The organism is Smaragdicoccus niigatensis DSM 44881 = NBRC 103563, from assembly GCF_000380645.1.
In the GTDB taxonomy this organism is placed as follows: Bacteria; Actinomycetota; Actinomycetes; order Mycobacteriales; family Mycobacteriaceae; genus Smaragdicoccus; species Smaragdicoccus niigatensis.
Map to the genome: position 1 here is coordinate 879619 of NZ_AQXZ01000019.1, position 22294 is coordinate 901912.

Here is a 22294-nt window from a genome sequence, read left to right on the forward strand (position 1 = left end):
TCGCAGCTGACCGCATCCTCCGACGTCAGGGGAACGTTTGAGCCAGGCCATGTCTTCGGGCCAGTCAACCGAGCCCGCGGCCGACGCCGTACCGGGAACGCTGCGTCCAGCAGTGCTCTGCCGGCTGACGATTGCGACAAACGATCGACAGGTCGATGTCTCGGTACCGGCCGACATTCCGATCGCTCTGTTGTTGCCAGACCTCGCTGCGCTGACCATCGGATCCGCGAACGGCGCGTCTGAGGCGCTCACCCTGAGCAGGGTCGGGCAGCCACCGTTGACTGGCACTCTGAGTCTTCGCGCGCACGGCATCGCGGATGGCGATCTCCTCGTGCTGAGCCGTCCGTCCGCACGGGTGGACCCCGTTTTCGATGATGTCGCTTCGCTCTTGTCCGGTCCGGATGTCACCCGGGAACGGGCGTGGAGTGAGACGAGTGCGCACGCTGTCGCGTGGACGTGCGGGGCTGCACTGCTCGTGGCCGCATGCTCAACACTGTTGTGGGGCAACGGGTCTGCCGACACCGGCATTCGGATCGTGGCGGCGTTCGGCACGGCAGCCGTGCTGTTACTGTGCGGTCTGATCGCGGCACGAACCTACGACGAACCACTCCTGTCGGCGGGTCTGGGCGCCGCCGCAGCGCCGCTCGCTTTCACCGGGGCACTCCTCCTCATTCCTGATCCACGGCTTGGCGGCGTCCTGTTCGGCTGCGCACTGGCGGGAACGACGTCGATCATCGCCGCGCGTTTGTCGGGACGCGGCCACACCGCGTTGTCCGCTCTCGCCTACCTCGCCGTTCTGGCCGCCCCGGCGGCTCTGCTTGGCACGATTACGAGCCCGGCACTGCCCACGTGCGCTGCCGTGCTGACTGTGTGCGGCCTGGCGGGGCTGACCGCGGCGAGTCGCCTGTCCGTGACGCTGAGTCGGCTGCCGATTCCGGCGCTGCCCGGCCCACTTGCCGACAGCGATCGCGACGTCGACCACGACCTTCCCTCGTTCGCCGAACTCCAGCAGAGCGCCATCCGCGCCGACCGCTACCTCGCCGGTCTTGTCCTCGCCGCAACGGTCGCGATCGTCCTTGGAGCGGTCGGAGCAACGTTGGGTGGCGTCGGTGTCTCGTGGCGAGGCGTCGCACTGGCCGGCGCTTGCGCCGTCCTCCTGGGCCTGCGTGCGCGCACCTACGCGGCGGCCGCACCAGCAGCAGCACTCTTGGCGGGCGCTTCGACGACGGTCGCGGCGGTGGCCGTCGGTATCGCGTTCCGCTCCGATGTGGCGCTCGTGGGGTTCGCTCTGGCAGCGGTGGCGGCCGGGGCCGCGGTGTTGATCGGTACGGCCGGCAGTCGCCAGCTGAGTCCTCCGGCTCGCCGCGCGATCGACGTCCTCGAGCTCGTCGCGATTGCGGTCGCCGTTCCACTTGCCTGTTGGGTGGGCGGATTGTTCGACTCACTCTCGCTGCGGTGAGGATTCGACAAGCGGTCACGGTTGCCACCACGCTGGTTCTGATCGCGAGTCCGATCGCGAGCGCGGAGCGTCCGCCCGACCCCAATCCCGCCGATCTCCCCGGCGCTGCCGCACCGTCGCCGTCCGCGGCGACGCAGAAGCGATCCGAATGCGCGGAACCGCTTCCCCTCGATCCCGCCGACTCCGTCGAGGCCGCGCTCCCCGTCCGTGAGTTGTGGGACCTCACGCGCGGCGCTGGCCAGAAGGTCGCGGTCATCGATACCGGAGTCGCTCACCACCCTCGACTGAAGAATCTGATCGGCGGCGGTGACTACGTCACCCAATCGGATGGGACCGAGGACTGCGACGCCCACGGCACACTCGTTGCCGGCCTGATCGCGGCGACTCCGAGCGACAGCGACGGCTTCGCCGGCATCGCGCCGGACGCGACAATTCTGTCGATCCGACAGTCGAGTGCCGCATATTCGTACACCGGTGGGCAGTCGAATCAGTCGGTGTCCAACTCGAAGGGCGTGGGCACGGTCGGCTCGTTGGCCCGCGCAATCCGCTATGCCGCCGACTCCGGCGCCACCGTCATCAACCTGTCGGAAGTCGCGTGCGCCCCGGACATGAACGACGCAAGCCTCGGGGCCGCAGTGCAATACGCGGCGGTCGTCAAGGACGTCGTCATCGTCGCCGCGGCGGGCAACAACGACGTCTGCCACGTCGCCGAAGGTGGTCAGCGGTCTTGGGAGTCCGTACGGACGATCGTGTCTCCGGCCTGGTACGACGAGTACGTCTTGACCGTGGGTTCCGTCGGCCCCAGTGGACAGGCGTCGCCCTTCACCGTGCCGGGACCGTGGGTCGATATGGCCGCACCCGGAGAGCGGGTCGTTTCCCTCGATCCACGCACCGACGGCTTGACCAATGCAATCGCGGGCACCGAGGGCCAGCGGTTGGCGATCAATGGCACGAGTTTCGCGGCCCCACTCGTGTCCGGTACCGCCGCGTTGATACGAGCACGCTTTCCGGAATTGCGGGCTCGCGACGTCATCGCCCTCATCGAAGCCACCGCACACGCGCCCGCCCGCGGGTGGGATCAGTACGTCGGATTCGGTGTGGTCGATCCTGGTGCCGCAGTGACCGCCGTCGACCCGGCACACATCGCTTCGCCACGTAAACCCGGATCGGACCGCGCTGACGGACGCCCGATTCCGATTCCGGATCTGCCCTCGGAGACGCACGTCTGGGGGCGGAATCTCGCGCTTCTCGGCACTGCCTCGGTTCTCGGCCTGTTGGCCCTCGGACTCGTGGCCGCACCTCGCCGAAAACGGCGGTGATCAGCGCGGAGTCGGCTCGATCGTCGCCGTAACGCCACCAGCTTCCAGGCCATCGTGTGCAACGAATGCCTCCTCGCGGCCCAACGCCGGCCCGGCCGCGAGCAGCCCGAGGATCGACCATGGAACTGCTTCCGGATTGGTGAGGCCGAGCATCTTGGCGGCATCGGTGTCCGTCACGCCGTATCGAACCCCGGTGTCGGATAGGTAGTACAGGCTGTCGCCACCGGCGCCCGTAGATTGCGCGGACTTCGCGAACACACCAGATCCGACCGGAAGATAGAACGCGTCGACCTTCGGGCCATTGCCGTCGCGCTGCACCAGCTCGACCGGGCGGGCCCCACCAGGGACGGGCGGCTTCGCACCGACAAAGAGTCGAGCCGGCGCATTCGGTCCCCACGTCGAGCAGGCGACATCCTGGTCGATGATCGACGGCGCTATTTGGGGAAAACCGGCAGTGTTCAACTCTTTGACCGGGGGAATCGAACCAAGAGTGTCCGGCGTGATCCGCGGGATCGACGACTGTCCATGGGAGTCGGCGAAACGCACGAGGTCTGCGGCCAGCTGCCCGATCTCTTGAACTCCTGATCGCAGCACCACGAAATATCGCGTCGCCGGTCCCTCGCCTAGTTGCACGACGGTCCCGACGGCGTACTGACGAAGCGCCCCGGGTCCCGGCTGACCCGCACCCTCGATTTTCGGAACCTCGATCGGCGCGGTCTCCTGGATCGTCCCGAGCAGTGCTGCACTGACCTGCCGTGTCGCCTTACCATCGATGCCGAGCGCGCGAGTAACTGCACCGTTTGCCGTGTCCACGCGCGCACGATGGCCATCGAAAGCCAGGAACGTGCTGTCCGCCGATCGCATCAGGATCGCCTCGTTGCCGGTCAGAGAATGCACTCCAACCGACTCGTCCGGCTGCCCGACGATGATCGTCGACTGCAGCCGACCGTCCGTTGCGAGGTCGCACACCGCCCAGAGGTGGCCTGTGCTCTTCGGGTTGTACGGCATCGCCGACGGCGCGCCCGGGATACCGACGAGGGGCCCGCGGGGCAGGTCTGCCAGAGCCTTCTCGCTGACAACGACCGGTTGCGCCGGACTCCCCGCGATGAGCCGAGCCGACGCCAGATTCAGCACCGGATGAAGGGTGTCGTTGATGCGCACGTACATCGCACCCGATTCCTTCGTCACGACGATCGGGTCGGTCCCCACGTGGGACTTGGGGCGAATCAAGCCGAACAACGCACTACCGGCAAGCACCACCGCGGCCAGGACAACACCGACGGCAAGTGCACGCGATTGGGATCGGAGCGGATCGCCGAGGCCGCGGACATCGCGCCGAACCACAGCATTTTCTAACTGACGAAGGTGGAAGCGGTACCCGCTCACCTGCGGCCGGGTCACTGGCTGCTGCCGCAACGACCCTCCCGCATACACCTCGAACCCAGAGCCTCCTGAGATCACTAACAGTACAGTTCACCTGGGACGATGCTGGCCTGTCTGGTGGATATGGGTGGTGGGTGTGCAAGGACTTCGGCGACCGACGTTGGCTTCCGTGCTCACGGCCGAACTGATCGGGGTCGCCGCCGGGTGTCTCGTCGCGGCCGTCGCTTCTTCGGTCGTCGCAGTGACTGTCGGAGTCCTTGTCGCCGTCGCTCTCGTGGTCCCAATCCGCCGGCAATCACTTCTCGGCCGACTCTCCACCGCGATCGGGTATGCGCGAGCGTCGAACCTTGCCCTACCGGTACCGACGGACTTCAACGGCATGGCTGCCAGCTGGTCTGGTCTTAAGTGCGCAGCGGTCGTTTCCATCGTTCCCAAGACCCGACTGACAGTCCTGTCTCGCCGAGGCGCCGTTCCGGGTGAGCAATTGCCCCTCGAGGCGCTTGCGGCGGCCCTGCACCAACACGACATCACGTTGGCCGGGATCGACATCGTGAGCCATGCGCGGCGAATTCACACCCGACCGGCGAGCGTCCTTCGACAGCTCATCGGACCGTTGCCGGCAGTTCCGGATCGAGCGGTATGGATCGTTGTCCGACTCGATGCACGGTCAGAGGCGGTGGAACGTCGAGGCGGTGGGCGCGACGGTGCAGTCTCGACACTGAGGACCGCAACGAGCCGGATCGTCGATGTCTTGGCACGCCACGACGTCGACGCGCGGATTCTGTCCGCCGATGAGATCACGGCCGTGTCCCAGGCCGTGGCCGGCGGGGATGTGCGAAACGGCTGGTCGTCCGTTGCGATCGGCGATCAGAACGACTCGGGCTTTTCGGCGACGGAACTGACACCGGCCCTCATCGACCAGGTCTGGACGATTTCTACTCAGGCGACGACGACGATGCTCGCGCTACGACCGCAGGAAGCCGCCGGCCGAGTCGCAGCCGCTTTGTCGTGGCGGCTCACCGGGGCCGACAAGACCCCCGCGCTGCCCGCGCGCCGAGTCGACGGACATCAACTCCAACACCTGCGAGCACACCTGCCGCTGGCTTCGAACGGCGACGCTGCCCTGGTCTTTCACGATGTCCCCACTGCCGAGTTGTCGAGCTTTGCGGTGGCCACCGGGGGATGTGGTCAACTCGTCGGCGCCACCTCTGACGGTCGCGCGATCGCGGTTCCGCTGTGCGCATCGAGCACCCGCACCGCGACCCTGGTGGGTTCGTCGATGTTCCTGCGGCAGACGATCTTCCGCGGCGTTGCAACCGGAGCGCGAATCGTCGTGCGAACGGACCGGCCGGACATGTGGGAGCCGCTTGTCCACGCCGTCGGAAACCGTTCTCAACTTTGCGTCGCTGGACTCGGCGAACCGACGCCCGTTGGCTACGACGTGCTCGTCGCGGACGGGGATCTTCAGCCAGGCGCTCCCGGAATCACCACGATCTTCGCCGCGGCAACGCCAGCCGCTTTCACCGGCATCGCGCCCGACCTCTCGATCACCGCAACCGGCGCCTCGATCATGGTGACCGTGGGTGGTCAATCGATAGCGGTCGAGCTTGTGACAGTCCCCGCCGAACAGGAATTCATCGTCGGATCGAGCGCGGTGCGAACTAGTTGAAAACGCAAGCTCAGAGCGGTTTTCTGGCCATACGGACGTTCAGGCCATAGGCTCCTGAGTAGTGGCGCGATTGCGGCTCCGGTGTCCTACAGGACCCGTTCTGAGGAGCATTCATGGCTGCCCCAACTCCCCGTTCCTCGACTCGTTTGCGCACCCGATCGGGCCGTGCTCGCCGCATTGCGGCAGGCTCGGCGTTGGGCATGATCGGCGCCGGCATGATCCTCGGACCGAGCGTCGGACTGGCGTCGGCGGCCCCTTCCCCAACGTGGACGGCGTTGTTCGGCGCCCGCCCTACCGCATCAGCAACATCGCCGCTGTTGTCCGTTCGACACTTCACTGCCAGCCAATTCACGACCCCGACGGTCGCTTCGATATTGGGGGTGTCTTCGGCGGCCGTGACGAATTCTTGTGGGTTCGTATGCAACGGCGCGGACGGCACCGCGGAGAACCCGAACGGGCAAAACGGCGGCCTGCTGATCGGTAACGGCGGCGACGGATACGACTCAACCGCCGCGGGCACCACAGGCGGTAATGGTGGCAACGCCGGACGGATTCGTGGTGACGGCGGCGACGGCGGCAACGGTGGTGCCGGAGCAGCTGGCGGCAACGGCGGTAAAGCTGGCGCCTCCGGTAGCGGCGGCGCGGGCGGTAACGGCGGCAACGCCGTCGTCGCTGGTGGCGTCGGCGGCGCGGGCGGTAACGGCGGGACCGCACGGCGCGGCGCGGGCGGTGCTGGCGGTAGCGGCGGCGCAGGCGCGGCGGGTACCACTGGGACCATCGGCACGACCGGCAGTACTGGCACCGATGTTGCCTCAACGTCGGGCACCCAAGGCAACCCGAACGTCACCGGCCTCGCCGGGAACACCGGCGGTACCGGCGTAACCGGTTCGACCGGTGGAACCGGCGGTGCAGGTGGAGCCGGCGGTAAAGGCGGCTCGTCAGTGTTCGGCCCGGGCGGTGCCGCGGGTAACGGCGGTGCCGGTGGCGCGGGCGGTACCGGAGGAACAGGTGGCACTGGTGGCACCGGTGGAACCGGCGGCAGCGCTTACGGCTATGACGCCACGAATCCTGGGGAAGCGGGTGGCAACGCCACCGGCGGCACTGGTGGTGCAGGTGGACCCGGAGGCAACGGCGGAACTGCCGGTACCGGCGGGCTCGGCGGCGCTGCGGGAACTCCAGGCACCTCATTCTCCGGAGCAACCGGCGCTGCCGGAAGCAGTGGATTCAATGGCTCGCAGGGCACGACCGGCGCCACGGGCGCCCAAGGCAACGGCGGCACTGGCGGTGCCGCATTCGGCGGCGACGGCGCCGTTCTCAGCACCGCGGGCGGTTCCGGAACCGGGGGTACCGGGGGAAGCGGAACCATCGGCGGTAGCGGCGGCGACGGAACTGGCGGAACGGGCGGAAACGGTGCGTATACCGGCATCGGCGGCCCGGGAGGCAACGGCACGGGCGGCACCGGCGGCGCCGGACTCGTCGCCGACGGGAACGGCGGAACGGGCGCGGGCGGCGATGGCGGCTTCGGCGGCACCGGCAACCTTCCCAACGATCTCCCGGGTACTGGCGGCGCCGGCGGGGCGGGCCTAGGCGGTTCCGGCGCTAACGGCGGCGACGGCTACGGCGGCGACGGCATGACCGGCGGCATTGGCTTTGGGGGCGGTCCCGGCGGTACCGGCGGCACGGGCGGTTCCGGCACTGGCGGCAACGGAACGACTGGTACGGGCGGTACTGGCACCGGCGGCGATGGCGGGTACGGCGGTCTCGGAGCCAGCGGTGTTGGCGGCGCCATCGGCGGTACCGGCGGCACGGGCGGCACTGGCACCGGCGGCGCCGGCTCGGACGGCCCAGGCACCAGCAATCCAGGTTCTGCAGGGGGCGCAGCATCCGGCTCTAGCGGCGGCATCCCAGGAGCTGGCGGCGTCGGTTCGGGAGGCCCCGGTCCCGGCTGATCAGCCCGGGTACGGATCTCCTGACCGCGCATCGCGCAGATGCCGGCCCCACCAGTCGAGCTGGTTCAGCATGCGACCCACGGCGTCGATCGCGGGACCGTTCGCGGTCTCACCCGACTCATCGAACTGCTTCTTCGCCTGATGGAAGCTCACCTGCTCACGCACACTCACCATGTGCAGTTCAGCCACGATCTGCCGCAGGTGCTCGACCGCGCGCAGCCCACCGGAAAGACCGCCGTAGGCGACGAACCCAACCGGCTTCGCCCGCCACTCTCGTTTGAGCAGGTCGAAGGCATCCTTCAGCGCACCCGACGTGCTGTGGTTGTACTCGGGAGTGACCGCGACGATCACATCCGCGGCCGCGATGCGCTGCTGGAAAGCCTGCGCGCCGTCGCTGTCCATCGTGAGATCCGAAGGCAACGAGAACTCCGCGAGATCGATCAAACCGATGTCGAATCGCGGGTCATTGGCCGCCTGACGGAAGAACCAGTCGGCCACCACCGGGCCGAACCGCACTGGCCGGACAGTGCCGAGAATGATCTCCAGGCGAAGCGGTTCGCTCATGGCAATGACACTAGCGGCTGGCCCACCGAGGCACGGTTGACATGTCCTCCAGTTGACCGACACACCCTTGCTGACTTGATCTTCGTCACATGCTTCGTCCTACACTGAGAGCGCGCTCCCGGTTCGCCGGGGGTTTCCTGGAGCCTGCTTGAGCGGCAAACAGATGTAGCACAGTTCTGCGGGGGTCACCCTTGCCGACCGTCGATGAGGCCGGTCGTGCAAGGTGACTGCCAAGCGAGTGGTGGCTGCCTGCGAAGGAGGGGTTCGTAGGCAACCACCCTCTGCATCAAGGCAATTCGAACGGCAGCGTCACGCCATCATGGACGCGGCATTCAGCGCAGGTGTCTTCGCCGGAGATGTTCTCGATCGCGGTACGAACCAGGTCCTTGAACGGTCCGAGGTTCCGCTTGAACTCGGCGAACACCTCAGCGGCGCTCACGCCTTCACCTTCGGCGAGACCCGCATCGAGGTCCGTGACCAGCGCGATCGGTGCATAGCAGAGCTCGAGCTCACGGGCGAGCACAGCCTCCGGGTGACCGGTCATGTTGACCAGCGTCCAGCCCTGCGCAGCAAACCACTGGCTCTCCGCACGGCTCGAGAATCGCGGGCCCTCGACGACGACCATCGTTCCGCCGTCGATGATTCCCGGCTGCGCGGCGACGGTTTTGCGCAGGTCGGCGCAGTACGGGTCAGCGAACGGAACGTGGATGGCGCCGCCGTCGAAGTACGTCTGGACGCGGCCCGCGGTCCGGTCCACGACCTGGTCCGGCACGACGAACGAACCGGGTCCGAGCGTCGGCGTCAGGCTGCCGACGGCACACGGCGCGAGTACACGACGCACGCCGAGCGACCGCAGCGCCCACATGTTCGCGCGGTACGGCAGGGTGTGCGGCGCGTACTCGTGGTTGCGACCGTGACGCGGCACGAACGCCACCGCACGACCGGCGACCGTGCCGACGGTGATGGGCGCGCTCGGCGCACCGTAAGGGGTCTCGACCTCGATCGATTGAGCGTCGTCGCCGAAGAAGTCATAGAAGCCGCTGCCGCCGATGACGGCCAGGCGCGGAGTGAGAGAAAGCTCTGGCATTCGTACATTGTTGCTTGTCAGGGCACCGTCGCGCGCATCCGGGTGGGCCTATCCGAGCCCAAGGGTGTGTTGTACACACCCAAGGGTGTGTTGTACACGCTTACGCATCGCCTTGGAATTGAGGTAGTGGGCGCGGCTCCCGTGCGCCCCAAAGTGGAGGTGCCTGAAATGCCTTCTGACACGACCAATACGAGCCCAGCGCAGCGACCGGCGAGCGAAGAATCTCTGATTGGTGCGTCATGGGGCATCCTCGTGTGCCTCGCAGGATTGCGCCTCGCCATCCTCTGGGCCCGTGCAACGGAGGGACTTTGGATGGTCCTCTGCACAGGTCTGGCACTGCTGCTGGCGGCGGCCGCGATCGGTTTTGCTGCCGACTTCATCACCGCTGTTCGGCGCTGCCGTGCTCGGAGACGCGTGACCAACCACTCCTAAGTTGGTTCACCGACAAGCAGGAACCGTCCTCGGCGAAACCTCTCACTCGGATTTCGCCGCGACCAGCACCAACCTCCCGCGAACGAGAACCACCACGGCGAGAACGAGTGAGATCACGACGCTCATCAAAGCAACTGTCTGCATGCCGGTGGTGAAAGCTTCCGCACCAGCGGTGACGATGCGATTCCCGACGTCAACCGGCAGCGTCCGGGCCGCGACCACGGCGCCGCCGAGGGTGCCGCGCGCCATCTCGGCAGAGTCCGCCGGCACGCCGACCAGCACCGGTTCGATGCCGGCGCGATAAATCGCGATGCTCACGCTTCCCATCACCGCGATGCCGAGGGCGCCGCCGAGTTCGGCAGCTGTCTCCGAGATTCCGGCGGCAGCGCCCGCGCGGTTCGCCGGGACAGACCCGATGATCAGGTCGTTCGTAAGGGTGAAGATCGGCGCACAGCCGATCGAGAACAGAATCGATCCGACGACCACTTGCCACAAGCCGTGGCTCGGCTGCACGAGCATCACCACGGCGAACCCCGCCGCAGCCAACGCCAGACCGCCGCCGATCTGGCGAGTAGGTGACACCCAGCGCAGCAACCACGGACTGACGTTCGCACCGATCACCGACATCAACGCGGACGGAACGGTCCAGAGCCCGGCGATCAAGGGCGAGAAGCCCAGCACGAGCTGCATGTATTGCGGGATGAACAGCAGCCCACCGAACATGACCATGATGCCGAGTCCGTACGTCACCAGCGACAGCCGGAACGACGGGACCGAGAACAGCGCGATGTCGATCAGCGGATCGTCGAGACTCTTCTGCCGGCGGACGAACCACGTCCCCACGAGCAGGCCGAGGCCGACACCTGCGAGCGCGACCCAGGAGAACCCGTTCTGCGCAATCTGTTTGATCGCGAAGACGATCAGCAGGATCGATGTGATCGACGCCAATGCACTCGGGATGTCCGCGCGTCCCGCCTCGGGATCTTTGAACTCGGGGATCAGCTTGCGCCCGAGGATGAGGATCACGGCCATAAACGGCACGTTGAGCAGAAAGACCGCGCCCCACCAGAAGTATTCGAGGACGATGCCGCCGAACACCGGGCCGAGCGCTCCACCTGCGGAGAAGCTGGTGACCCAGATGCCGATGGCCCGCGAACGCTGCACCGGGTCAAGAAACATGTTCCGCAACAACGACAACGTTGACGGCGCCAGCGTCGCACCGGAGATCCCGAGAACGGCCCTCGCCAGGATCAGCAATTCCGCGGTCGGCGCGAACGCCGCGAACACCGATGCGACGCCGAAGCAAGCGGCGCCGATCATCAGCAACTTCCGTCGGCCGAGACGGTCGCCGAGCGAGCCCATCGTGATGAGGGACCCCGCGACCATGAACCCGTAGACGTCGATGATCCACAGCAACTGCGCGCTCGACGGGTGCAGGTCTTCGCTGATCGCCGGGACCGCGAGATGCAGGACCGACAGGTCCATCACGTAGAGGACGCAGGCGAGCGACATGACCCCGAGGCCGATCCATTCCTTCCGCCCCGCACGTACTGCGGTTTGTCCGGTCATTCGCGCACCTCCCCACCGACGTCGACCACTGACTTTCCGCGGGCGAGCACCAAACCTCCGAGTCCGAGCGCCAGTAGAGCACTCATCACAGCGGTTACCTGCATACCGACCGTGAAGGCCTCCGCGCTTGCCGACAGAAGCCGATGTCCCACCTCGCCGGGAAGGGCCCGCGCGGCATTCATTGCTCCACCGAGAGTGCCCCGCGCCGACTCCGCAGCGTCTGCGGAGACGCCGGACAACGCGGGTTCGATTCGAGCGCGGTACAACGCAACCGCGATGCTGCCGAACACCGCGATTCCCAATGCTCCGCCGAGTTCTGCCGACGTCTCGGAGATTCCGGCCGCCGCCCCCGCGCGATTCGCCGGCGCGGCACTGATGATCACATCCGTCGTGAGGGTGAATATCGGCGCCAGCCCCAGCGAAAACAGAATCGAACCGACGACCACCTGCCACAGTCCCTGGTCGGGCTGCACCAGCGCGATGATCCCGAACCCGATCGCCGCCAGCACAAGACCCGTCCCGAGCTGTATCGCCGGCCCGCACCACCGGAGCAGCCAAGGACTCACATTGGACCCGAGGACGAACATCGCTGCTGACGGAACCATCCACATACCAGTGGCGAACGGCGAGTACCCGAGGACGAGCTGCAGGTACTGCGGCATGAAGAGGAATCCCCCGAACATCACCATCACGCCGATTCCGTAGATGACCAGTGCTGCTCGGAAAGCCGGGATGCCGAACAGGTGCAGGTCGATGAGCGGATCATCGAGCCCCCGCTGCCGACGCACGAACCAGACACCGACGACCACACCAACGGTCAACGCTGCCAGGGCAACGACGGAAAGGCCGTCCTGCGCGACCTTCTTGATCGCAAAGACCACGAGCAAGATCGCCGACAGCGACGCCAGCAGGCTGGGAATGTCTGCTCGCCCCGCGGTCGGATCCTTGAACTCCGGCAGCAGTTTGGGGCCGAGCACCAGCAACAGCGCCATGACCGGCACGTTGATCAGGAAGACCGCGCCCCACCAGTAGAACTCGAGCACTATCCCGCCGATCACCGGACCCACCGCTCCGCCCACCGAGAAGCTGGTGACCCAGACGCCGATCGCCCGCGATCGCTGTTCGTGGTCGGCGAACATGTTCCGGATGAGCGACAGTGTCGATGGCGCGATCGTCGCGCCGGCGACGCCCATGACGGCTCTGGCGAAGATCAGCATCTCCGCGCTCTGCGCGAATGCCGCGAATACCGAAGCGGCACCGAAGAATCCCGCGCCGTACAGAAGTAACTTCCGCCGACCGAGTCGGTCGCCGAGCGAGCCCATCGTGATGAGGAATCCCGCGACCATGAACCCGTAGACGTCGATGATCCACAGCAACTGGACGCTCGACGGATGGAGGTCCTCGCTGATCGCGGGAATGGCCATCTCGAGGACCGACAGATCCATGATGTACAGCACGCAGGCAATCGAGATCACCGCGAGGCCAACCCACTCCTTGCGCCCCGCGCGCTGCTGAACCTGTTCGATCATCGCCACCTACGTCCCGGTTCAACGTCACCACGGACAAGGCAAGGCGGACAACCCATATTCCGCACAGATACTCGTTGACCTGGATCCGTCGCGCGCACCGGTCGTAGGCTCGAATCATGCTCGGTACTTCAAAGACCTTCAGCAGCTTCTCCGTTGACGACCTCGATGCCGCGCGCACGTTCTACGGCGAAGTTCTCGGACTCTCCGTGCGCGACGACGACATGGGCATCCTGCACCTCGACCTCGCGGGCGGGGCTGAGGCGATCGCCTACCCCAAGCCCGATCACCAGCCCGCGACTTTCACGGTTCTCAATTTCCAGGTCGACGACATCGACGCGACCGTCGATGAACTCACCGCGCGTGGAGTGACGTTCGAGACCTATCCCGGGCTCCCCCACGACGCCAAGGGTGTCCTTCGCGGCCGCGCCGCCAATCAAGGCCCGGACATCGCTTGGTTCACCGACCCCGCGGGGAACATCCTGTCCGTCCTGAGCGGCTAACCCTGCAATTGCCAGGTGACCGAACGCCCGTGATGGTGTACGAAAACAACATGGACACGTTGGCCCTGGAGACACTCGGCACGATCGATCGCTTCAACGACGCCTTCAACCGGCAGGATCTCGAAGCCATGGCCGCGTTGATGACCGAAGACTGCGTCTTCGAGTCGACGGCGCCGTCGCCCGACGGAACGCGCTTCGAAGGCCGCGACAACATCATCGAATTGTTCCGCGACTTCTTCGCCGGCGCGAAGTCTCGAATCTTCGAGTCCGAAGACGCCTTCGGCGCGGGTTATCGAGCAACCGTCCGTTGGGTTCACCGTTGGGTCGACCTCGACGGAACCGAGGGTCATGTTCGCGGCGTCGACGTGTTCACTGTGCGCGACGGCCAGATCGCGGAGAAGCTGTCGTACGTGAAGGGCTGAGAAAGCAGGTGTTCAGCCATGAGGTGGATATCGTCGACGACGTTCGTGACGCTGTTTCTCGCGGCGAGCGCGTGTAGTTCGCCGCCGGCTGCGCCCGCACCAACGTCGACCACCGCCGCTGCACAGGGTCGTGTCTTCCTCACCGACCTGCTCCCCAACGGCAGCCTCAGCTTCGAGCCGGGTGATGCACAGGTCGGCGGAGTCGACTACTCCCACAGCCTCGTGTGGGGTTGCGGCGATGGCTGCCCCAAGGTCGGACAGCCCGGCCAGGCCGGTCAACCGGGCATAGAGTTCGAAGTTCCCGACGGCTTCGATCGCCTCGAGTTCACCGCGGCGCTCACCGACTCCTCAACCCAGACCGACGGCAAGGCCTACGTCGCGGTATACGAGGAACCGGAGCTGACGAAACTGTTCGATTCGGACGCCGTCACCACCGGCACCGGATTGCCGGTCTCCGTGCCGGTCAAACCCGGAACCAAGATCCGGATCGACGCCGCAAAACTCAACGGCAACGAAACGGTGTGCCTCTGCGACGCCAGCGTGGTCCGCTCCGAGGGCTGAGGGCACAAGCGTGCTGGTCTGACCGCCTATTTGACGACGGTCAAGAGGACGGTGCTGTTCTCGAGCGCGTGCAGGGCGTGCCGACTCTGCGGAATGACGAGCAGATCACCGGTTCGGCCTTCCCACGAGGCATTCGACGCTTCGAGCTTCACCCGGCCACCCAACACGATGAGAGTCGCCTCTCCCGGATTTTCATGCTCACTGAGTGAGGCACCCGCCGCCAGTGCGATCAAAGTTTGCCGAAGTTTGTGCTCGTGCCCGCCGTACACGGTGCTGGCGCACCGCTGCGCCGGAAGCGCCACAGCCTTTGCGAGTTGCTCCCGTGCGATCGCGTCCAGCGAGAACTTCTCCATGAGGACGAACATACCGCTCAGTCGCCGCAGCAGCCCTGTTCGTCGATCGCATCGCGAATATCGCGCGTGATCTCATTGCGCGCCGCCAGATCGGCATGCTCGGGGTAATCGACGCCCATCAACGAAAGTCCGTGCGCGGGAGCAACTGTGATCTTGCTCGACCGCGTGCGCAGGGCAAGCAGCTCATCGAACCAAGCGGGCTCGCGTCGTCCCTCTCCCACGGCGAGGGTCGCGCCTACCAGACTCCGGACCATCGACCAGCAGAAAGCATCGGCGCTGACGAAGGCCGTCAACCGATCTCCATTGACGACCCAGTCGAAGCGCTGCAACTCGCGAACCGTCGTCGAGCGCTCGCGAAAACGGCAGAAGGCGGCGAAGTCGTTCAACCCGACCAGCCGGGAGGAAGCATCGCGCATGGCCTCGATATCGAGCCCCGGCCGCCAGCCGACGATGTGATTGCGCACGAGCGGGTCAGCTCCGTACGGGGCCGTCGAGAGTCGATAGGCGTAGTGGCGGCGCAGGGCCGAAAAGCGCGCGTCGAACTCCGGCGGCACCGCCGTCATGCTGATGATTCGAACGTCGGTCGGCAGGAAGCGCGACAGACGCCGCACGAGCTGCGGCAGATCCGCGCGTTCGACGGGCAGATCGCAGTGCGCGACCTGACCCTCGGCATGCACGCCGGCATCGGTTCGCCCAGCCACCGTCAGGCGAATGCGTTCACGCGTGATCGTCGAGAGTGCGTCCTCAAGAACGGCCTGCACGGTGCGGCGATCGTTCTGCCGAGCCCAGCCGGAGAAGTCCGTGCCGTCATACGAGATGTCCAGCCGGATCCGAATATGCGACCGCCCGGCTGTGTCAGACACAGCCGGGCGGTCAACGTTTGCAGTCAAGGACTACTCGGCCTCAGGAGCCTCGTCGCCCTCTTCAGCCTTCTCGCGCTGCGACGGCGGGAGCTGGAAGCCAGCAGCCTCGGCCGAAGCCTCGTCTGCGAACCAGATCTCGGCGACAGTCGAGTTGTAGAAGCGGCTGCCCGGGACGTGGTACAGCTTCGACGAAGCGTTGCCCTTGATCGGGAAGCCTTCCGGCTGCTCGTCGCCCTCGATCGGTCCGTGCGAACCGGCCGGAGCCTCAGCTGCGGTCTCCTCGGCCTCGGCAGCTGCCGGAGCCTCGACCTCAGCAACCTTGGCCGGAGCGGCCTTCGAAGCCTTCACGCGCTTCGCGCGGTCAGCCTCAGCGGTGACGGTCGACTCGAGAACGAGCTCGATGATCGCCATCGGAGCGTTGTCGCCCTTGCGCGGCATCGTCTTGACGATGCGGGTGTAACCACCGTTGCGCTCGGCGACAGCCGGGCCGATCTCCGCGAACAGCTTGTGAACGACATCCTTGTTGCGGATGTCCTTCATGACGTTGCGGCGGTCAGCCAGCGTGCCGGCCTTCGCCTTCGTGACCAGCTTCTCTGCGTACGGACGCAGGAACTTGGCCTTGGCCTCGGTCGTCTGGATGCGACCGTGCTCGAACAGCGCCGTGGCCAGGTTGGCGAGGATCGCCTTCTGGTGCGACGCCGACCCGCCGAGGCGGGCGCCCTTCTTGGGACGTGGCATTTCTGAATTCTCCTGGTGAGTTGGAGCTCGAGACCCTTACAGGTCTTCGGTCTCCGCGTAGTCGTGGTCGAGGTCCTCGCCGTAACCGGCGTCGCCCCAGCCCTTGTCCTGGAAGCCCATCATCGCGGCCGGGTCGAAGTTGGCCGGGCTGTCCTTGAGCGACAGACCCATCGAGGCAAGCTTGACCTTGACCTCGTCGATCGACTTCTGACCGAAGTTGCGGATGTCGAGAAGGTCCGACTCGGTGCGTGCAACCAGCTCGCCGACGGTGTGAACACCCTCGCGCTTGAGGCAGTTGTACGAACGGACGGTGAGGTCGAGGTCCTCGATCGGCAGGCTGAACGACGCGATGTGGTCAGCCTCGGCCGGCGACGGCCCGATCTCGATGCCCTCGGCCTCGGTGTTGAGCTCACGTGCCAGGCCGAACAGTTCAACGAGGGTCTTACCCGCAGACGCAAGCGCGTCACGGGAAGTGATCGAGTTCTTGGTCTCGACGTCCAGGATCAGACGGTCGAAGTCGGTGCGCTGCTCGACACGAGTCGCCTCAACCTTGTACGTGACCTTGAGAACCGGCGAGTAGATCGAGTCGACCGGGATACGGCCGATCTCGGCACCGCTGATCTTGTTCTGGACTGCCGGAACGTAGCCACGGCCACGCTCGACAACCAGCTCGATCTCCAGACGGCCCTTGTCGTTGAGGGTCGCGATGTGCAGGTCAGGGTTGTGCACGGTGACGCCGGCCGGAGCGACGATGTCGCCACCGGTGACGGTTCCCGGGCCCTGCTTGCGGACGTACATCGTGACCGGCTCGTCCTCGTCCGACGAGACGACCAGCGACTTGATGTTCAGGATGATGTCGGTGACGTCTTCCTTCACACCAGCGACGGTGGTGAACTCGTGCAGCACGCCGTCGATGCGAATGCTGGTGACAGCAGCACCAGGAATCGACGACAGCAGGGTGCGGCGAAGCGAGTTGCCGAGGGTGTAGCCGAAGCCCGGCTCGAGCGGCTCGATGGTGAACTTCGAGCGGTTCGGGGCCAGGATCTCCTCGGTCAGCGCCGGACGCTGCGAAATGAGCATTTCTTTACCTTCTCCTCCGGACGACCTCTATTTGACGTCCACGATGGGGGAACCTCCGGACCCGGGATTGGGTCCGGAGGCAGTTGGGCTTACTTCGAGTAGAACTCGACGATGAGCTGTTCCGACAGCGGCACGTCGATCTGAGCGCGCTCCGGCGTCTGGTGAACCAGAATGCGGAGGCGGCCCGGAACGACCTGCAGCCATGCCGGAACCGGACGGTCGCCGTAGGTCTCGCGAGCGATCTGGAACGGCAGCGTCTCGGCCGACTTCGGCTTGACGTCGATGATGTCCCACTTGGTGACGCGGTAGCTCGGGACGTTGACCTTCACGCCGTTGACCAGGAAGTGGCCGTGGCTGACGAGCTGGCGAGCGGCACGACGGGTGCGTGCGAGGCCAGCGCGGTAGACAACGTTGTCGAGACGGGTCTCGAGGAGCTTGAGCAGCTCATCACCAGTCTTGCCGGGGAGGCGGTTGGCCTCCTCGTAGTACTTGCGGAACTGACGCTCGAGCATGCCGTAGGTGAAGCGCGCCTTCTGCTTCTCCTTGAGCTGCAGGAGGTATTCGCTCTCCTTGACGCGGGCACGACCGTGCTGGCCCGGCGGGTAGGGACGGCGCTCATACGCCTGGTCTCCACCAACGAGGTCAACTCCGAGACGACGCGACTTGCGGGTAGCTGGTCCGGTATAACGAGCCATTTTCTATAACCTTCCTTCCCGCTTAGACGCGTCGCCGCTTGGGCGGACGGCAGCCGTTGTGCGGCTGCGGGGTGACATCGTTGATGGTGCCGACCTCGAGGCCAGCAGCCTGCAGCGAACGGATCGCGGTCTCGCGACCCGAACCCGGGCCCTTGACGAAGACGTCGACCTTCTTCACGCCGTGCTCCTGCGCCTTGCGGGCAGCGTTCTCAGCAGCGAGCTGAGCGGCGAACGGGGTCGACTTACGCGAACCCTTGAATCCGACGTGACCCGACGACGCCCACGAGATGACGTTGCCGTTCGGGTCGGTGATCGAAACGATCGTGTTGTTGAACGTGCTCTTGATGTGCGCGTGGCCGTGGGGAATATTCTTCTTTTCCCGGCGGCGTGCCTTGGGCGCGCCCTTCTTCGGCGCGGCAGCGCGTGACTTCGGAGGCATCTAGTTACCTGGCCTTCTTCTTGCCGGCGATGGTCTTCTTCGGGCCCTTACGGGTGCGCGCGTTGGTCTTCGTGCGCTGGCCACGAACGGGCAGGCCACGACGGTGACGGAGGCCCTGGTAGCAGCCGATCTCGATCTTGCGACGGATGTCGGCCTGAATCTCGCGGCGGAGGTCACCCTCGACCTGGAGGTTCGCTTCGATGTACTCACGCAGCGTGTTGAGCTGCTCGTCGGTGAGGTCCTTGGCCCGCAGGTCCGGGCTGACGCCGGTAGATGCGAGGATCTCACTCGATTTGGTCCGGCCAATGCCGAAAATGTAGGTAAGCGCGATCTCCATGCGCTTGTCGCGCGGCAGATCAACGCCTGCAAGACGTGCCATGTTGGCAGGTGCCTTTCGTTGTGGAGGTCTGCTCGCTACCCGTCCCCTCTTCTTTTTGGGGCGCCGGCCTCCACCGGCGGTTGACCACCCTCGATTAGGTGGCTGGTGTAGCGAGGTTCTTCATTAACTTGTCAAGCTCTGCGAAGCCGCAGTGGTTAGCCCTGACGCTGCTTGTGACGCAGGTTGTCGCAGATAACCATGACCCGACCCTTGCGGCGGATCACCTTGCACTTCTCGCAGATCGGCTTGACGCTCGGGTTGACCTTCACGTCAGATCCAATCTTGGTTACATCTGGCGGACGCCAGACATGGGTTAACCCCGGCCAGGTTCGACCGGGGAAAATTGTGGGCTTACTTGTATCGGTAAACGATGCGGCCGCGGGTGAGGTCGTAGGGGGAAAGCTCGACGACGACGCGGTCCTCCGGAAGGATACGAATGTAGTGCTGACGCATCTTTCCGCTGATGTGTGCCAGAACCTTGTGTCCGTTCTCCAGCTCAATGCGGAACATTGCATTGGGCAGAGGCTCGATCACTCGGCCTTCGACCTCGATGGCCCCGTCTTTCTTCGCCATATCCTCCACGATCCCGGCTTGGCCAGTTGACCAAGCCTTTTGCATGACAACACCGCGCGACCTAAAGCGCGCCAAGCGTCGAGTGTACTCGCGGATGTGATATCCGACAAAATGATGCGGTGCGCGCGCTCATCCAACGAGTAACGGCCGCTTCGGTGTCGGTCGACGGTTCGATCGTAGGCCGAATCGAGCCCAAAACCCATGGTCTCGTCGCCCTGATCGGAGTCACCCACACCGACACCAACGACCACGCGGCGAATCTCGCCCGCAAGGTCTGGGAGCTGCGCGTCCTCGAAGGCGAGAAGTCGTGCGCCGACCTCGACGCACCGATCCTGGTGATCAGTCAGTTCACTCTCTACGCCGACACCCGCAAGGGGCGTCGTCCGTCCTGGAACGACGCCGCGAAAGGCGATGTCGCCGGACCTCTCGTCGCCGAGTTCGTGCGCCAACTCGCCGAGCGCGGCGCGACTGTCGCCGAAGGCGTGTTCGGCGCACATATGGAAGTGAGTCTGGTCAACGACGGACCGGTGACCGTCCTGCTCGAGGTCTGAACTCAGGGCAAGGCGCGGCCAGTACTCGCTTTACGGTGGTAGAGCACCCGGTAAAGCACGTAGTCGAGGCGACGCCACGCGACGTTGATCCAGATCAGTCGAGCTTCCCGGTTCCAGCCGTTGACCCGGAGGGTTCGCGGCAACTGGGCGGTGTACTCGCAGTAGCTGCGCCAATTGGTCATGAGTCGGCGATTGGAGATCTCGACCTCGAGATCGTTGACCCACGCCATGCGATGCCCTTTGACGATGAAGCCGATCGACATGTCGCCGTCTTCCCAGATATCCGGATCGTCGTGGAGATCATCGCGCACGTTTTCCCAGGCACTCCGGCGAAATGCCATGTTCGACCCCTGCAGTCCGCGCGTTTCCGAGAATTCCGGCATTTCTCCCCGCGACAGCATTTTCATGAGTAATCGAAACGTGGGAAATTCTTTACGATCGGATGTAAATGCACCGCCGGTCAAGACGTCGAATTCCGGATGATCGGTGAAGAATTCCTTGATCCGAGCGGCCCAGCCGACGCTCACGATCGAGTCGGCATCAATCCGGGCGATCAGTTCGCCCGTCGCGGCGTTGAGTCCGGCGTTGCGCGCGGGTATGACACCCTGCTGCACCTCATGGATCTGGCGAAGTCGTCCATCCCGCCTGGCGTACTCGGCAACCATCTCGGGCGTCCCGTCGGACGAGTTGTTGTCGACGACGATCACCTCGTCGACCTCGTCCTGCTTCAGCACCGCGGTAAGACAGCGCTCGATCAGGTCGATTTCATTGAATACAGGAATAACCACCGTCAACGTGTTATTCGGCATGGCAAAAATGGTAGCAACGGCGAGCCATCCCATTCCTACCGAATAAAAATGTTTAGAAATCCCCGAATGCGGTTACCAAAGATTCTAATCGGACATTTCCGCGCAATTCCGGCGAATAATGTCGGAATAGCCCGTCATGCGACGTCAGTCCGCCAGACGAATATTCTCCGCGGCCTTGCGCGCCGTGGCCCGCGCTGCATCGACGTCGTCGCCCAGGGCGAGCGTGACCGCCATGCGGCGCCGGCCGACCACGGCCGGCTTTCCGAACATGCGAATGCTCGTGTCGGGCTCGGCGAGCGCGGCAGCCACACCCGCGAATCGCGGCGCCTCGACGTCCCCTTCGATCAGTACCGCACACGATGCCGCAGCACCGCGCGTGCGAATGTTCGGGATCGGCAGTCCGAGAATCGCACGTGCGTGCAAGGCGAACTCCGACAGATCCTGCGACACCAAGGTGACCAGACCGGTGTCGTGCGGCCGCGGGGAAAGCTCGGAGAACACCACGTCGTCCCCCACGATGAACAGCTCGACGCCGAAGAGCCCGCGACCCGACTCACCGCACAGATCGCGCACGACCTTCGCCGCGACCTCCTGCGCCTTCTCGAGGACGCCATCCCGAAGTTCCTGCGGTTGCCACGATTCGCGGTAGTCACCGTCGACCTGGATGTGGCCGATGGGCGGGCAGAACGAGATGGTGTCCGGACCGCCGCCGATGGTGGAGTGCTTCAGTGTGAGGAGCGTGATTTCGATGTCGAAGTCGATGAAGCCCTCGACGATCACCCGACCGGCGCCGGCGCGGCCACCGGCCTGCGCGTACTCCCACGCCTTCACCACGTCGTCGGCAGTCTTGATGACCGATTGGCCCTTGCCCGAGGAAGACATGACCGGCTTCACGACGCACGGAATGCCGATCTCGTCGACGGCCGCGGTGAATTCATCAAGCGTGCCCGCGAAGCGATACGGAGATGTCGGCAGCGCGAGATCTTCAGCGGCGAGACGGCGGATGCCCTCCCGGTCCATCGTGAGACGGGTGGCGCGGGCCGTCGGCACGACGTTGTAACCCTCGGACTCGAGTTCGAGAAGGGTCGGCGTATGGATGGCCTCGATCTCCGGCACGATCCAGTGCGGCTGCTCCTTCTCCACGACCGCGCGAACAGCGGCCGGGTCGAGCATGTCGATCACGTGGCTGCGGTGCGCAACCTGCATGGCGGGCGCGTTCGCGTAGCGGTCGACGGCGATCGTCTCGACGCCGAGGCGCTGCAGTTCGATGACTACTTCTTTGCCGAGTTCGCCCGCGCCGAGAAGAAGAACGCGGTTGGCGCCGGCCGATAGTGGGGTCCCGAGGATCGTCACGGAAACACCCTAACCGGA

Annotated in this window: 25 protein-coding genes; 9 read left to right on the forward strand and 16 right to left on the reverse strand. The window is 65.3% G+C overall.

All coding sequences use genetic code 11. From position 1 onward, the window contains the following. Positions 1–49 precede the first annotated feature (49 nt). Together eccD and mycP are read left to right on the forward strand one after the other, a co-directional pair. On the forward strand, positions 50–1459 hold the full coding sequence (gene eccD, locus F600_RS0125350) for a type VII secretion integral membrane protein EccD (protein ID WP_018163479.1): 1410 nt from the start codon (positions 50–52) through the stop codon (positions 1457–1459). Next, the gene (gene mycP, locus F600_RS0125355; RefSeq protein WP_018163480.1) at positions 1456–2778 is read left to right on the forward strand and encodes a type VII secretion-associated serine protease mycosin; all 1323 of its coding nucleotides are present in this window, start codon (positions 1456–1458) and stop codon (positions 2776–2778) included. The genes eccD and mycP overlap by 4 nt, the downstream gene beginning before the upstream one ends. On the opposite strand, the gene eccB is transcribed toward mycP, so the two are convergent. Next, positions 2779–4194, reverse strand: coding sequence for a type VII secretion protein EccB (gene eccB / locus F600_RS0125360; protein WP_162141479.1), 1416 nt, complete (start codon positions 4192–4194; stop codon positions 2779–2781). 103 nt (positions 4195–4297) lie between these two features. On the opposite strand from eccB, the gene eccE reads away from it, so the two are divergent. Next, the gene (gene eccE / locus F600_RS0125365) at positions 4298–5830 is read left to right on the forward strand and encodes a type VII secretion protein EccE (protein ID WP_255222408.1); all 1533 of its coding nucleotides are present in this window, start codon (positions 4298–4300) and stop codon (positions 5828–5830) included. Between the two features lie 113 nt (positions 5831–5943). Further along, positions 5944–7779, forward strand: a complete 1836-nt coding sequence (locus tag F600_RS32595) for a PGRS repeat-containing protein (RefSeq protein ID WP_156024824.1) — start codon at positions 5944–5946, stop codon at positions 7777–7779. Here F600_RS32595 and F600_RS0125375 read toward each other — a convergent pair whose 3' ends face one another. Together F600_RS0125375 and F600_RS0125380 are read right to left on the reverse strand one after the other, a co-directional pair. Then, complete coding sequence (locus tag F600_RS0125375; RefSeq protein WP_018163485.1) at positions 7780–8343, reverse strand: NADPH-dependent FMN reductase; 564 nt, start codon at positions 8341–8343, stop codon at positions 7780–7782. 286 nt (positions 8344–8629) lie between these two features. Further along, complete coding sequence (locus F600_RS0125380; RefSeq protein WP_018163486.1) at positions 8630–9430, reverse strand: S-methyl-5'-thioadenosine phosphorylase; 801 nt, start codon at positions 9428–9430, stop codon at positions 8630–8632. Between the two features lie 168 nt (positions 9431–9598). Between F600_RS0125380 and F600_RS29835 the strand changes: the two genes are divergently transcribed. Further along, a complete protein-coding gene (locus tag F600_RS29835) occupies positions 9599–9862 on the forward strand; it encodes a hypothetical protein (RefSeq protein WP_156024825.1) in 264 nt (87 codons plus the stop codon). Between the two features lie 42 nt (positions 9863–9904). Here the strand turns inward: F600_RS29835 and F600_RS0125390 are convergent, their stop codons facing one another. Continuing rightward, entirely contained in the window at positions 9905–11431 is a 1527-nt protein-coding gene (locus F600_RS0125390) for an MFS transporter (protein WP_018163488.1), read from the reverse strand. Beyond that, on the reverse strand, positions 11428–12960 hold the full coding sequence (locus F600_RS0125395) for an MFS transporter (RefSeq protein ID WP_156024826.1): 1533 nt from the start codon (positions 12958–12960) through the stop codon (positions 11428–11430). Before F600_RS0125395 ends, F600_RS0125390 begins: the two co-directional genes overlap by 4 nt. A gap of 116 nt (positions 12961–13076) precedes the next feature. On the opposite strand from F600_RS0125395, the gene F600_RS0125400 reads away from it, so the two are divergent. The 3 genes from F600_RS0125400 to F600_RS0125410 are packed head-to-tail and all read left to right on the forward strand — an operon-like array spanning position 13077 to position 14443. Then, complete coding sequence (locus F600_RS0125400; protein ID WP_018163490.1) at positions 13077–13460, forward strand: VOC family protein; 384 nt, start codon at positions 13077–13079, stop codon at positions 13458–13460. Positions 13461–13510: 50 nt separating this feature from the next. Beyond that, positions 13511–13882, forward strand: coding sequence for a nuclear transport factor 2 family protein (locus tag F600_RS0125405; protein WP_026306950.1), 372 nt, complete (start codon positions 13511–13513; stop codon positions 13880–13882). A gap of 18 nt (positions 13883–13900) precedes the next feature. Then, positions 13901–14443 (forward strand): hypothetical protein, encoded by a 543-nt coding sequence (locus F600_RS0125410; protein WP_018163492.1) that lies wholly within the window; start codon positions 13901–13903, stop codon positions 14441–14443. Between the two features lie 26 nt (positions 14444–14469). On the opposite strand, the gene F600_RS0125415 is transcribed toward F600_RS0125410, so the two are convergent. The 9 genes from F600_RS0125415 to infA all read right to left on the reverse strand — a co-directional run bounded on the left by F600_RS0125415 (position 14470) and on the right by infA (position 19563). After that, positions 14470–14796, reverse strand: coding sequence for a cupin domain-containing protein (locus F600_RS0125415; protein WP_026306951.1), 327 nt, complete (start codon positions 14794–14796; stop codon positions 14470–14472). 17 nt (positions 14797–14813) lie between these two features. After that, entirely contained in the window at positions 14814–15659 is an 846-nt protein-coding gene (gene truA / locus F600_RS0125420; RefSeq protein ID WP_018163494.1) for a tRNA pseudouridine(38-40) synthase TruA, read from the reverse strand. Positions 15660–15689: 30 nt separating this feature from the next. After that, on the reverse strand, positions 15690–16397 hold the full coding sequence (gene rplQ, locus F600_RS0125425) for a 50S ribosomal protein L17, sunset domain variant (protein WP_018163495.1): 708 nt from the start codon (positions 16395–16397) through the stop codon (positions 15690–15692). Positions 16398–16433: 36 nt separating this feature from the next. Further along, positions 16434–17477 carry a DNA-directed RNA polymerase subunit alpha gene (locus tag F600_RS0125430; protein WP_018163496.1) on the reverse strand — a complete coding sequence of 348 codons (1044 nt, stop codon included), beginning with the start codon at positions 17475–17477 and terminating at the stop codon, positions 16434–16436. 89 nt (positions 17478–17566) lie between these two features. After that, positions 17567–18172, reverse strand: a complete 606-nt coding sequence (gene rpsD, locus F600_RS0125435; protein ID WP_018163497.1) for a 30S ribosomal protein S4 — start codon at positions 18170–18172, stop codon at positions 17567–17569. Positions 18173–18194: 22 nt separating this feature from the next. Continuing rightward, positions 18195–18611 carry a 30S ribosomal protein S11 gene (rpsK, locus tag F600_RS0125440; protein WP_018163498.1) on the reverse strand — a complete coding sequence of 139 codons (417 nt, stop codon included), beginning with the start codon at positions 18609–18611 and terminating at the stop codon, positions 18195–18197. A 4-nt stretch (positions 18612–18615) separates the two neighbouring features. After that, entirely contained in the window at positions 18616–18990 is a 375-nt protein-coding gene (rpsM, locus tag F600_RS0125445) for a 30S ribosomal protein S13 (protein ID WP_026306952.1), read from the reverse strand. Between the two features lie 155 nt (positions 18991–19145). Continuing rightward, positions 19146–19259, reverse strand: coding sequence for a 50S ribosomal protein L36 (gene rpmJ, locus F600_RS0125450; protein ID WP_018163500.1), 114 nt, complete (start codon positions 19257–19259; stop codon positions 19146–19148). 82 nt (positions 19260–19341) lie between these two features. Continuing rightward, complete coding sequence (infA, locus tag F600_RS0125455) at positions 19342–19563, reverse strand: translation initiation factor IF-1 (protein ID WP_006554587.1); 222 nt, start codon at positions 19561–19563, stop codon at positions 19342–19344. Between the two features lie 119 nt (positions 19564–19682). Here infA and dtd point away from each other — a divergent pair, with 119 nt between their 5' ends. Next, complete coding sequence (dtd, locus tag F600_RS0125460) at positions 19683–20114, forward strand: D-aminoacyl-tRNA deacylase (RefSeq protein WP_018163501.1); 432 nt, start codon at positions 19683–19685, stop codon at positions 20112–20114. 2 nt (positions 20115–20116) lie between these two features. Here dtd and F600_RS29840 read toward each other — a convergent pair whose 3' ends face one another. Continuing rightward, positions 20117–20923: a glycosyltransferase family 2 protein gene (locus F600_RS29840; protein ID WP_162141480.1), complete on the reverse strand. Its 807-nt coding sequence runs from the start codon at positions 20921–20923 to the stop codon at positions 20117–20119. Between the two features lie 144 nt (positions 20924–21067). Next, complete coding sequence (gene purT, locus F600_RS0125470; protein WP_018163503.1) at positions 21068–22276, reverse strand: formate-dependent phosphoribosylglycinamide formyltransferase; 1209 nt, start codon at positions 22274–22276, stop codon at positions 21068–21070. Positions 22277–22294: the final 18 nt, after the last annotated feature.